The organism is Rhizobium subbaraonis (genome assembly GCF_900220975.1).
GTDB classification, from domain to species: domain Bacteria; phylum Pseudomonadota; class Alphaproteobacteria; order Rhizobiales; family Rhizobiaceae; genus Mycoplana; species Mycoplana subbaraonis.
The window spans coordinates 42,295-54,659 of sequence record NZ_OBQD01000027.1 but is presented as its reverse complement, the minus strand read 5'-3'; the positions used below and the strand labels follow the sequence as shown (position 1 = coordinate 54,659).

Sequence of the window (12,365 nt, the reverse complement as noted above, 5' to 3'; positions counted from 1 at the left end):
CCCCACACCCAAACCAAAACCCCGGTTTTCCAGCAATCCTGATCCCAAAAATTCTCAAACATCACAAAACAAACCAAAACTAAGCTCCCATGCCTTCAATTATTCACATTGGCATCGTCATGAGCGAAGCGGGCGCGCGAGCGGAAGCGATTCACGGGTGTATATCCCCGCGCTGATTTGACTCGGCCCTGCAACACGTACATCTTCGGGCCGCTGCCACGGCGACGCAACGACACGGGACAAACGCGATCGGCATGACGACGACCGACAGGAACATGATCCGCACGCTCGGCGACGAGCCGCCCCTGATGGCGGATGGCCGGCGCGCCCCGGACCGGCGCGAGATCTCGCTGCGGTGGCTTTCAGGTACGTTTCTGACCGGCATCACATCTTCCATACTGATGGGGGTCGCGCTCTTTGCAGCCCTCGACGGCCGCCAGCAGCTGGCGATCCCCGCCGAGGCCTATGCGGCGCTGGAGCCGCAGGACCACGTCCCCCATGCCGAAAGTGCGGCTAAGCGCGGCCAGCGCATTCTCGATCCCACCATCGTCGCCAAGCCCGCTGACAAGAAGATCATGGACGTCTCCACCATGATCCATGACGGCGAGAAGGAAGTCGTCCGGCGCAAGCCCTTCGCCCATGTGACGATGGCGCTCGCGGCAAGCAGCCCCTCCGGGGCAGACTATCCGCCGTTCGATCCGCTCGCGATCTTCTCCGACGGCGGACGCGACGAGCAACCGGTGGCCCGCACCGGCACGATCTACGGTTCCGACGTCGAGTCCGAAGTCGCCCTGAAGAGCGGCGAATTCCCGTCCGGCGGATCCGCACTCGCCTTCTCCGACCAGATGTCGGTGGATGAGGTCGAAGAGAACGTGCGCACCAACGGTTCGGCGCTCACCGACGGCAGCACCCAGATCGCTTCCCTCTATTATGTCGACCCGCAGCGCTTTGCCTCCGATGCCGGCGACCTCGACCTTTTGCAGGGTCTGACGGCGCGTGTCGTCGAAGAGAACATGAGCGTCTCCGATTTCGATACGCGCACGGACGACGACCCCGAATATGCCGAGGACGTCATTCCGGTCCGGCGGGCACAGGACATCGTCGAACTGATGGCCGCCTCCGGCTACAGCAAGGCGCAGGCGGAAGACCTGTCGCGCTATTTCGAAGGCGTGCTGGGCGGCGCCGAACTTGCGCAGGGCGACGTGCTGCGCATCTGCATCATCCAGAAAGGCAAGCAGGCCGACATCGTGCGCGCGTCCGTCTACTCGGGCGGCAGACATGTCACGACCGTCGCGCTGGACGACAAGGGACGCTTCATCCCGGGTGCTGAGCCGCCCCCGCTTTCGGCGGTAGCGACCGCCTTCGACGGCGACACCCGTCCGGTAATCGCCAGCGGCCGCGACCTGCCGCGCGTCTACGACGGGATCTATCGCGCGGCGCTGTCCTACGGCATGAGCCAGGGCATGACAGCACAGCTGATCCGGATCCTGGCCAGCAATGTGGATTTCCAGGCGCAGTTGCGGCCGAACGATACGCTGGAAGCCTTCTTCTCCGTCGCCGACGACACCGGCGTCGCGACGGAGGACTCAGAACTGCTCTTCATCGACGCCCGCTTCGGCGACAGCGAGACTCGGGTCTATCGTTTCCAGGATCCTGAAGACGGCACGATCGACTACTATGACGAGGACGGCAAGAGCATTCGCCAGTTCCTCCTGCGCAATCCGGTACCGAACGGCAAGTTCCGTTCGGGATTCGGCATGCGCCGTCACCCGATCCTCGGCTTTTCCCGTATGCACACCGGCGTCGACTGGTCGGCACCGCGCGGCACGCCAATCATCGCAGCCGGCAACGGCACCGTGGAAAAGGCGGGCTGGGATTCCGGCGGCTACGGCAACCAGACCCTGATCCGCCACGCGAACGGCTATGTGTCGTCCTATAACCACCAGAGCGCGATCGCCAAGGGCGTCAAGGTCGGGGGCAAGGTTCGGCAGGGCCAGGTCATCGGATGGGTCGGAACAACAGGCCTTTCGACCGGTCCGCATCTTCACTACGAGATGATCGTCAACGGCAACAAGGTTGACCCGCTGAAAATTCGGCTGCCGGGCGGCAAGTCGCTCGACGGCGAAGCGCTGGCGCAATTTCAGGTCGAGCGCAAGCGCATCGACGACCTCCTCGGCCGCAAGGCGGATGACGCCGAAGTCGCAGCCAAGTAAACGCTTCCAGACGCGCAAGCCCTTTGTGGCTTGAATAAAAAGGCGCGCGGATCAACTCCGCGCGCCATATTTCTTCAATATTGTGCCGACGCAGCCTTAGGCGGCCTTGCTCTTGCTGCCCACCGTGTGGAAGAGCAGCCGGTCGGAACCGGCAGTCACCTTCACTGTCGAGCCGTCCGGGATCTCGTCCGACAGGATCTTCTCGGCCAGCGGATCCTGCAGGTACTTCTGGATCGCCCGCTTCAGCGGCCGTGCGCCGTAGACGGGATCGTAGCCCTTGTCGGCCAGCCAGTGGGTGGCCTCCTCGTCCAGCTCCAGCGTGATCTTGCGCTCGGCAAGCAACTGCCGGACGCGACCGAGCTGGATATCGACGATTGCCCCCATTTCCTGCCGCCGCAGGCGGTGGAACAGGATGATCTCGTCGACACGGTTGAGGAATTCCGGGCGGAAGTGCCCGCGCACCACCCCCATGACCTCGTCGCGGACCTTCTCGCTGTCATCGTTCTCGCCGAGCTGGACCAGATATTCGGCCCCGAGGTTCGACGTCATGATGATCAGCGTGTTGCGGAAGTCGACCGTGCGGCCCTGCCCGTCGGTCAGGCGACCATCATCAAGCACCTGCAGAAGCACGTTGAAGACGTCCGGATGGGCCTTCTCGATCTCGTCGAACAGGACCACCTGGTAGGGCCGGCGGCGGATCGCCTCGGTCAGCGAACCGCCCTCCTCGTAACCGACATAGCCGGGAGGCGCGCCGATCAGCCGGGCAACGGAGTGCTTCTCCATGTATTCCGACATGTCCATGCGGACGATCGCCGTCTCGTCGTCGAAGAGGAAGCGTGCGAGAGCCTTGGTCAGCTCCGTCTTGCCGACGCCGGTCGGTCCGAGGAAGATGAACGAGCCGATCGGCCGGTGCGGATCCTGCAGGCCGGCACGCGCCCGGCGGACGGCACGGGACACCGCTTGGACGGCATCGCCCTGGCCGACCACCGACTTGCCGAGTTCGTCTTCCATCCGCAACAGCTTGTCACGCTCGCCTTCCAGCATCTTGTCGACCGGGATCCCGGTCCAGCGGGAGACCACATGTGCGATGTTGTCGGCTGTGACGACCTCCTGCACCATCGGATCGACGTCGCCCTTGTCATGACCCTCGGCATCTTCCAGCTCCTTTTCGAGCTGTGGGATGACGCCATAGGTCAGTTCGCCGGCGCGCTGAAATTCGCCCTTGCGCTGTACCATCGCCAGTTCGTTGCGAGCCTCGTCGAGCTTCTTCTTCAGGTCGGCGGCGTGGCCGAGCTTGCTCTTCTCCGCCTGCCAGCGCGCGGTCAGCGCGGCTGCCTGCTCTTCCAGAGAGGTTAGGTCGACCTCGAGCTTTTCGAGCCGGTCCTGCGAGGACCGGTCGGTCTCCTTCTTCAAGGCCTCGCGCTCGATCTTAAGCTGAATGATCCGCCGATCGAGCTCGTCGAGTTCCTCCGGCTTGGAATCCACCTGCATGCGCAGGCGGGCAGCCGCCTCGTCCATCAGGTCGATCGCCTTGTCCGGCAGAAACCGGTCGGTGATGTAGCGGTTGGAAAGCGTCGCGGCAGCAACCAGCGCGGAATCGGAAATCCGCACCTTGTGATGCTGCTCGTACTTCTCCTTCAGGCCGCGCAGGATCGAGATGGTGTCCTCGACCGTCGGCTCCTCGATGAAGACCGGCTGGAAGCGCCGGGCGAGCGCCGGATCCTTCTCGACATGCTTGCGGTACTCGTCGAGCGTGGTCGCGCCGACGCAGTGCAGTTCACCGCGGGCAAGCGCAGGCTTCAGGAGATTGGACGCATCCATCGCCCCGTCCGCCTTGCCGGCGCCAACGAGCGTGTGCATCTCGTCGATGAACAGGATGATCTCGCCGTTCTCCGACTGGACTTCGTTCAGCACGGCCTTCAGCCGTTCCTCGAACTCGCCGCGATACTTCGCACCCGCGATCAGCGCGCCCATGTCGAGCGCCATCAACCGCTTGTCCTTCAGGCTCTCGGGCACGTCGCCATTGACGATGCGCAGCGCCAGGCCCTCGGCGATCGCCGTCTTGCCGACGCCAGGCTCGCCGATCAGCACCGGATTGTTCTTGGTGCGGCGGGACAGGACCTGGATCGTACGGCGGATTTCGTCGTCGCGGCCGATCACCGGATCGAGCTTGCCTTCACGCGCATCGGCGGTCAGGTCGCGTGCGTATTTCTTAAGCGCATCGAAGCCCTGTTCGGCATTGGCGGTATCGGCGGTGCGGCCCTTGCGGAGGTCGTTGATGACCTGGTTGAGAGCCTGCGGGGAAAGCCCGGCCTTGGCGAGGATGTCGGCGGTTGCCGCCGACTTCTCGATCGCCAGCGCCAGAAGCAGGCGTTCCACGGTGACGAAGCTGTCGCCAGCCTTCTTGGCGGCATCCTCGGCGGTTGCGAAAACGCGTGCGAGCGGCTGGGCAAGCGAAAGCGATCCATTGCCGCCGCTCACCTTCGGAAGCTTGGCGATCGCAGCCTCCGTCGCCCGCAGCGCCTCCTTGGCGTCGCCGCCGGCGCGCGCGATCAGCGATGCTGCCATGCCCTGCTCGTCGTCGAGCAGAACTTTCAGGATGTGCTCAGGCGTGAATTGCGGATTGCCATCGGCGAGCGCCTTGGTCTGTGCGGACTGCAGAAACCCGCGAACGCGCTCGGAGTATTTATCGATATTCATATGACGACCTCCATGTCTCGACCGGCCCGCTCAGGCACCGGTCGGCGATTCAGGATCAGGCTCCCGTTCTCGGCAAACCTGTCAATTGCAAGATTGCATGGCATTGAAGCATGTAAACCTCACACCGAATATGGGGAGGCGGCAACCGAATTAAAGGGAGGCCCCGCCTCCGCCGCGGACTTTTTGAAAGGCCGGGCGGCCAAGCCTCGGAACAGAAGAAAGACAAAAGAAAAGCCGCCCGCAACGCAGTGTTGCAGGCGGCCGTTTCGATCGGGCCAGTCGTCCGCCAAAAGCCGGCAGCACGATGGCAAATTACTCGGTCGTTGCCGTTTCCAGCACCGGGCCTTCGCCCGAATCCGTCGCCTCTTCCCCGGCCTTCTGGGCTTCGGTGCGACGCGGGCGCCGCTGACGGGGGGCGCTGCGGCGGCGCGAAGGCTGAGGCGCCGATGCCTCTTCTTCCAGCGAGACCTCTGCCGGCGTGCCTTCGATGACCGGCTGCGGGCCGGTGCCGTCGATCACGGGCTCGTCAACCGCGACGGGCTCCGGCGCAGCTGCTGCGGCCGGTACCGGCGCCGATGCAGGCGCGGCGGCTGCCGCAACGGGCGCGTCGTCCCCAGAGAAATCGTCGTCCTGGTCGCGGTCGAAGCCGTCCCGATCGTTGAAGTCCTGGCGATCGTCACGCTGGTGACGTTCCTGCATCTGCTGCTGGGCAGACAGGATGATTCGATTGTAGTGCTCGGCGTGCTGGAGATAGTTTTCCGCCATCACACGGTCGCCGGCGCTCTGGGCATCACGGGCCAGTGCTGCGTATTTCTCCGCAATCGTCTGAGCCGTGCCCCTGATCTTTACGTCCGGACCGGAGCTGTCGTAGGTCCGGGTCAGCGGATTGCCGCCGCCCTTGCGGAAATTGTTGTTGTTATTGTTGTTATTGTTGTTGTTACGCCCGCGGCCGCGCTTGTTTTGCTGTCCTGGCCTCATATTTCACTCACCTGAACTCTGGTCTTGATGATCGTGTATTTACACCGCCCGGCCGCACAAGCAGACCCGGACGAATTTCGTCGGAGAACACACCACGCCCTTCGGTGGTCCTGTCGCCGCTGAACGTCAAATTGACAGGTACCTGCACAGAGCAGCTTCTAACCCCAGCAACTCTTCTTTGAGAGAAAGCTTCGCGTCGGTCATTGCAGAGCGAATCTGTTTCTCATGACCTTGCCCGGTGCGTAGCGGCAACCTATCCCGCTTCAACGCTGATTCCAAGCCTTTTCTTTGCGACCCTTCTGCGTTGGCAGCGGAATTTGTGCACGAGCGGCGCTGGTCGTAGCCTATATCCCGGCAAAAATGAGAACACGGTCGTTTCCACCGAGGTCGCTTGCCGCCTCCACGAGGCGAAAACCCTTGGCCTGCATCAGTTCCGTCACCGCCTGGCGCTGGTCGAAACCGATCTCCAGGCCGACCACCCCGCCGGGCGCCAGATGCGCAAGTGCTCCTTCGGCGATGGCGCGGTAGGCATCCAGCCCGTCTCCGCCACCGTCCAAGGCCCGCCTGGGATCGAATCGCTTCACCTCATCGGCCAGTTCGTCGACCACGGCGGAGCGAATATAGGGCGGGTTGGAAACAATAATGTCGTATCGACCGCTCACGGCGGTGAACCAGTCGCTCCTGCGAGCGTCGAACCGATCCGACAGAACATTAAGCTGGGCATTCGCCCGCGCTGTTTCAAGGGCGCCTTCCGAGATATCGGTTCCTGTACCCACGGCGCCGGGCACGGCTTCGATCAGAGCCAGGCAGATTGCCCCGGTTCCCGTGCCGAGGTCGAGGATGCGGCAGCTTCCCTTCGCTGCAACGATTCGCTCCGCGACCGGAATGAGCCGCTCCACCAGGATTTCGGTATCAGGCCGGGGCTCCAGCGTCTCGGACGAGAGCGAAAGCACCAGCCCGAAGAATGGCCGCCGCCCGAGAATCCGGTAGACCGGTTCCCGGTCAATCCTGCGGGCAATGGCAGAGGCGACGATCGCCTGTTTAGCCTCGTCGATCACCTGCGTTCCGCCGGAAATCATCGCAGCCGGTTCGAGGCCAAGAAGGCCGCCGACAAGCAGGCGGGCTTCGCGTGCCGCATCCGCAATTCCGCCGTCGGCGAGCCGACGCCGCGCTTCGGCCAGGACATCGGAAAGGGGGGCGCCGGGCACGCCCTAACCCCTTTGTTCGGAAAGCTGCGCCAGCTGACCGGCCTGATAGTCCGCCAACAACGCATCGACCACTTCGTCGATTTCGCCTTCCATCATACGGTCGAGCTTGTAGAGCGTGAGGTTGATGCGGTGATCGGTGACGCGACCCTGCGGGAAATTGTAGGTACGGATGCGCTCCGAACGGTCGCCGGACCCCACCTGGCTCTTGCGGTCGGCCGAGCGCTCGCTCTCCGCCCGCTGACGCTCCATGTCGTAGAGTCGCGACCGCAGCACTTGCATGGCCTTTGCGCGGTTCTGGTGCTGCGATTTCTCGGAACTTGTCACGACGAGCCCGGTCGGCAGATGGGTGATGCGCACCGCCGAATCGGTCGTGTTGACGTGCTGGCCGCCAGCGCCCGACGAACGCATGGTGTCGATGCGAATGTCTTCCGGGCGGATTTCGATGTCGATCTCCTCAGCCTCCGGAAGCACCGCAACAGTCGCAGCAGAGGTGTGGATACGTCCGCTAGCCTCGGTCTCGGGCACCCGCTGGACGCGATGCACGCCGGATTCGAATTTCATCTTGGCGAACACGCCGCGCCCCGAGATGGTGGCGATGATCTCCTTGTAGCCGCCGGCTTCGCCCTCGCTGGCAGAGAGCACTTCCACCTTCCAGCCGTTGGCCGCGGCGAAGCGCTCGTACATGCGAAAGAGGTCCCCGGCAAAAAGTGCCGCCTCGGAGCCTCCGGTACCGGCTCGAATTTCCACGATCGCACTCTTTTCGTCGGCGGCATCCTTGGGCAGGAGAAGGATCTGCATATCCTGCTCCAGCTTCTCGATCCGCTCCTTCAGGTCGGGCAGCTCCATTTCGGCAAGGTCGCGCATCTCGCGGTCGGTGCCCTTGTCGGCGAGCATCGTCTCCAGGTCGGCAATCTCGCTGCCGGCCTTCTCGTACTCGCGGATCTTCGTCACGACCGGTTGCAGCTCCGAATACTCCGATGCCAGTTTGACATAGGTTTCGGAGTCCGGCCCCGCAGACATGCGCGCTTCGATCTCGCCGAAGCGCCGCTCCAGTTCCCGCATTTTCTCGACCGGAAGCTTTGCCACCGTTAGAACTCCAGATTTCCGCCGCGCACGCCAGAAAACCGGATCGGGTGTTTCATGACAGCGCGGATGTTGATGATCGGGCGATCGAGGCCGGCTGACAAGTTGGCCGATCGCGATGGGGCGCGGCTACAGCGGAATTCCGTTCTCGGCGGCAAAGTCCGTCAGGATCTGCCGTACCGAACGAACCGGCCGGGTGTCGTTCAAGGCCTCTTCCAACACAACGCCCAGCTTGTCGGCTTCAAGGCTGAGCAGCATGGCCTTGACCGGCCCGAGTGCCGTCGCAGACATGGAGACCGAGCGGAAGCCGAGACCCAGCAGTGCCATCGCCGAAATCGGCTTGCCGGCCATCTCGCCGCAAAGCGTGACGGGCGTTGCATGGCGTTCTCCGGCCCGCACGATATCGCGCAGGACACGAAGGAAGGGCCGGCCGAGAACGTCGAATCGGTCGGACACGCGCGCGTTTCCGCGGTCCACCGCCATGGTGAACTGGAACAGGTCGTTCGAACCGACGGATACGAAATCCACTTCCGCCATCAGTTCGTCCAGCTGCCAGAGCAGCGCCGGCACTTCCAGCATGGCGCCGAACTGCAGCTTCTTGGGCAGTTGCTCGCCGATCTTCGACTGCCGTTCGATTTCCTTCTGCAGGAGCCCGCGCACCTCCCGAAGTTCGGCAACCTCGGTCACCATCGGCACCATCAGCCGCAGCTCGCCACCGGCGGCGGCACGAAGCATCGCCCGCAGTTGCGTCCGCAAAAGCCCGGGCCGATCCAGCGAAAGGCGCACGGCCCGCCATCCGAGCGCCGGATTTTCCTCATCCGTGCCGCGGAAGTAAGGCACCACCTTGTCGCCACCGATGTCGAGCGTGCGGAACGTCACCGGCCGTCCGGCCGCCTGCTTCAGGACGCTGCGGTAGAAGCCTTCCTGCTCCTCCGCCTTCGGCATGGTCGAGGCGATCATGAACTGCAGTTCGGTGCGGAACAGGCCGATGCCGAGCGCGCCCGATTCGGCAAGATGCGGCAGATCCACCAGAAGCCCCGCATTCATCTGCAGGTTGATCTGCCTTCCGTCCTTGGTCACCGGATCGACCGCGACGAGCGCACGGTACTGGGCCTGCCGACGGGCACGCAGCCGCACCTTTTCTTCATAGGACCGCTGCAGGTCCTGGACCGGGCGCAGGTGAACCTTCGCCTCGTCGCCGTCGATGATCACGGCGTCGCCATTTTCCGCCAAGGCCACCGCACCGGCAGCTTGCCCGACGACCGGGATGCCCATGGCGCGCGCCACGATGACGACGTGGCTTGTGACGGCCCCCTCCTCCAGCACGAGACCGCGGACGTTTTCCCGCGGATAGTCGAGCAGTTCGGCCGCCCCCATCGCGCGGGCAACGACGATCGCGTCGCCGGGGAAGCTGGCGGCTGAAAGCTTGGCGCCATAGCCCGTCAGCTGGCGCAGCAGCCTGTTGGCGAGGTCGTCGAAATCGTGCATGCGCTCGCGCAGATAGGGATCCGTCAGGCGGATCATACGCGCCTTGGTCTCGCTCTGCACCCGTTCCACGGCCGCCTCCGCCGTCAGGCCGTTGCGGATCGCTTCTTCCAGCTTGCGCACCCAGCCGCGGTCATGGGCGAACATACGGTAGGTCTCCAGCACCTCGCGGTGCTCGCCCTCCACCGGCACGTCGCGGCGCGACAGCATGTCGTCGATCGAGATACGCAAGGACCCGAGCGCTTCCGCCAGACGGCCCAGCTCGTGCTCGGAATCCTCGTTGAGGAGGTTCGTGACGACGATACGCGGCTCGTGCAGTACGACATAGCCGAGCCCGATGCCTTCGCAGAATCCGGCGCCGTCGATCGATACCGGACGCGACAGGTCCAGTTCCAGGCCGGGCTTGGTGAGCTTCTTCAGCTCGCCCGTCGCCACCATTTCGGCGATGACCATCGCAGTGGTCTCAAGCGCCTCCAGCTCGTCTTCGCGATAGGTCCGGCTCGCCTTGTTCTGCACGACGAGAACCCCGAGTGCGCGCCCGGTCCTGAGAATCGGCACGCCGAGGAAGGAGTGATAGATCTCCTCCCCGGTCTCTGGAAGATAACGGAAGGCGGGATGTGATTGTGCGTCCGAAAGGTTCAACGGCTGTGCGGATGCGGCAATCGTGCCGACGAGGCCCTGCCCCATTTTCAGCTGCGCCAGGTGCACGGCACCTGGATTGAGGCCTTCGGTGGCGTAGAGTTCGAGAACCCCGTCCGAGCGAAGCACATAAACGGAGCATACTTCCGCGACCATGTTCTGTGCGATCTGGCGCACGATCTGGTCCAGGCGCTCCTGTGGCTCGAGCGGCTCCGCCATCAATTCGCGCAGCCGCTTGAGAAGGACGCGCGGACCCGCGGAGAGATCTCTCATCGCGTGGCGTCTCCCGAAAATGAATCCACCCGTGAAGCCGTCGGGAATCTGCCCGACGAATCCGGTCGATTACTTCTTATCGAGACCGTAGACGGAATGCAAAGTCCGTACTGCGAGTTCCGCGTAAGGGCCGTCGATCAGGATGGAAATCTTGATTTCCGAGGTGGTTATGGCCTTGATGTTGATGCCCTTGTCGGCCAGCGCCCGGAAGGCCGAGGCGGCAACGCCCGCATGGCTGCGCATGCCGATGCCGATGACGGAGACTTTAACGAGGCCCGTCTCGTGCTGGATCACGTCGAAACCGACCTTCTCCTTCGCGCCTTCCAGAACCTTGAGCGACTTCTCGACGTCGCCGTAGGGGACGGTGAAGGTCATGTCGGTCTTCGAACCGTCCTCGGAGATGTTCTGGACGATCATGTCGACATTGATGTGGGCTTCGGCCAGCGGTCCGAAGATCGCAGCCGAAACGCCCGGGCGGTCGGCGACGCGCCTGAGCGAAATCTGCGCTTCATCCTTGGCATAGGCGATGCCGGTTACGACTTCCTGTTCCACGATCTCTTCCTCATCACAAATCAGCGTACCGGGCGGGTTCAGAAGATCGCCCATGCCCGGCGCATCGGGATCCTCGAAGGACGAGCGCACGAAGGTGCGCACCTTGTGCACCATGGCGAGCTCGACCGAGCGCACCTGCAGCACCTTGGCGCCCAGCGACGCCATTTCCAGCATTTCCTCGAAGGCGATCTTCTTCAGGCGGCGCGCCTTGGGCTCGATGCGCGGGTCGGTCGTGTAGACGCCGTCGACGTCGGTATAGATGTCGCAGCGGTCTGCCTTCACCGCCGCCGCGATCGCCACCGCAGACGTATCCGAACCGCCGCGACCGAGCGTGGCGACGCGGTTGTCCGGGCCGATCCCCTGGAAACCCGCAACGACGGCAACCTGGCCCTCGCCCATGCGGCGGATGATCTCTTCGCCGTTGATGTCGAGGATCCGCGCCGCCCCGTGCGCGTTGTCCGTCTTGATCGGGATCTGCCAACCCTGCCACGAGCGGGCATTGATGCCCATCGACTGCAGGGCGATGGCCAGAAGGCCAGAAGTGACCTGTTCGCCGGAGGCAACGATCGTGTCGTACTCGCGCGCGTCATAGAAGGGTGAGCTTGCGCCCGTCGCCTTCGGCATGCCGTGCACCCAGCCGACGAGTTCGTTCGTCTTGCCCGACATCGCCGAGACGACGACGGCCACTTCGTGACCCGCATCGACCTCGCGTTTGACGTGGCGCGCGACATTGTGAATGCGGTCCAAGTCAGCGACGGAAGTTCCGCCGAATTTCATCACGATGCGTGCCATATCTGTCTACCAGTACTGGTGGGTCGCGCGGACGCGCGCGGAAAGTCGCGGCGTCTCTTAGCCGAAGAGGGGGCGGGGCGCAATGGCGGGTTTGCTGGCGGTCGGTTGAGTTGCCGTACGCTCAGCCGCAGCGGCGTGCCCGCTCGCCGACCGGCTGCCCGTGATACGCCGGCTTTTGCTTGCAGCTCCGCGACCGATCAGGCCGTCCTTGCTCATCCAGACCGGCATCCGCAAGAAGACGTCCGTCCCCTCGGACGATCAGCACCGACACGAAATGCCGCATGGCCGCATCGTTGCGCGCCCTTTGCAGCCGGTCCTCGATTCTCGCAAGGCATGACGTCCACGCCCACCGCCACTTGTTCACACGCACCTCCCGCATCAGGAGGTTCGATGGTTCCCCGGCGATAGACATTCCACAAACGAATAGTTATGATGCAGCCAT

At 63.7% G+C, this 12,365-nt stretch carries 8 protein-coding genes; 2 read left to right on the top strand and 6 right to left on the bottom strand.

The features are described 5' to 3' along the window. Positions 1 to 181 (top strand): hypothetical protein (locus CRO48_RS32700; protein WP_210202032.1); only part of this gene is annotated, 181 nt, incomplete at its 5' end. Positions 182 to 275: 94 nt separating this feature from the next. Continuing rightward, a complete protein-coding gene (locus tag CRO48_RS27500) occupies positions 276 to 2,213 on the top strand; it encodes a M23 family metallopeptidase (RefSeq protein WP_097142905.1) in 1,938 nt (645 codons plus the stop codon). 96 nt (positions 2,214 to 2,309) lie between these two features. Here the strand turns inward: CRO48_RS27500 and clpB are convergent, their stop codons facing one another. The 6 genes from clpB to CRO48_RS27470 all read right to left on the bottom strand — a co-directional run bounded on the left by clpB (position 2,310) and on the right by CRO48_RS27470 (position 11,923). Then, positions 2,310 to 4,913, bottom strand: coding sequence for an ATP-dependent chaperone ClpB (gene clpB, locus CRO48_RS27495; RefSeq protein WP_097142898.1), 2,604 nt, complete (start codon positions 4,911 to 4,913; stop codon positions 2,310 to 2,312). A 312-nt stretch (positions 4,914 to 5,225) separates the two neighbouring features. Further along, positions 5,226 to 5,891 (bottom strand): DUF4167 domain-containing protein, encoded by a 666-nt coding sequence (locus tag CRO48_RS27490; RefSeq protein WP_097142897.1) that lies wholly within the window; start codon positions 5,889 to 5,891, stop codon positions 5,226 to 5,228. Between the two features lie 344 nt (positions 5,892 to 6,235). Continuing rightward, on the bottom strand, positions 6,236 to 7,099 hold the full coding sequence (prmC, locus tag CRO48_RS27485) for a peptide chain release factor N(5)-glutamine methyltransferase (protein ID WP_097142896.1): 864 nt from the start codon (positions 7,097 to 7,099) through the stop codon (positions 6,236 to 6,238). Between the two features lie 3 nt (positions 7,100 to 7,102). Then, positions 7,103 to 8,185, bottom strand: a complete 1,083-nt coding sequence (gene prfA / locus CRO48_RS27480) for a peptide chain release factor 1 (RefSeq protein WP_097142895.1) — start codon at positions 8,183 to 8,185, stop codon at positions 7,103 to 7,105. A gap of 126 nt (positions 8,186 to 8,311) precedes the next feature. Beyond that, entirely contained in the window at positions 8,312 to 10,579 is a 2,268-nt protein-coding gene (ptsP, locus tag CRO48_RS27475) for a phosphoenolpyruvate--protein phosphotransferase (protein WP_097142894.1), read from the bottom strand. Between the two features lie 69 nt (positions 10,580 to 10,648). Next, positions 10,649 to 11,923, bottom strand: coding sequence for an aspartate kinase (locus CRO48_RS27470; protein ID WP_097142893.1), 1,275 nt, complete (start codon positions 11,921 to 11,923; stop codon positions 10,649 to 10,651). Positions 11,924 to 12,365: the final 442 nt, after the last annotated feature.

What these genes read in the sequence shown, in the direction of transcription:
- CRO48_RS27500 (WP_097142905.1), top strand. Translation starts at nt 276, where the DNA reads ATGATCCGCACGCTCGGCGACGAGCCGCCCCTGATGGCGGATGGCCGG.
- clpB (WP_097142898.1), bottom strand. Translation starts at nt 4,913, where the DNA reads ATGAATATCGATAAATACTCCGAGCGCGTTCGCGGGTTTCTGCAGTCC.
- CRO48_RS27490 (WP_097142897.1), bottom strand. Translation starts at nt 5,891, where the DNA reads ATGAGGCCAGGACAGCAAAACAAGCGCGGCCGCGGGCGTAACAACAAC.
- ptsP (WP_097142894.1), bottom strand. Translation starts at nt 10,579, where the DNA reads ATGAGAGATCTCTCCGCGGGTCCGCGCGTCCTTCTCAAGCGGCTGCGC.
- CRO48_RS27470 (WP_097142893.1), bottom strand. Translation starts at nt 11,923, where the DNA reads ATGGCACGCATCGTGATGAAATTCGGCGGAACTTCCGTCGCTGACTTG.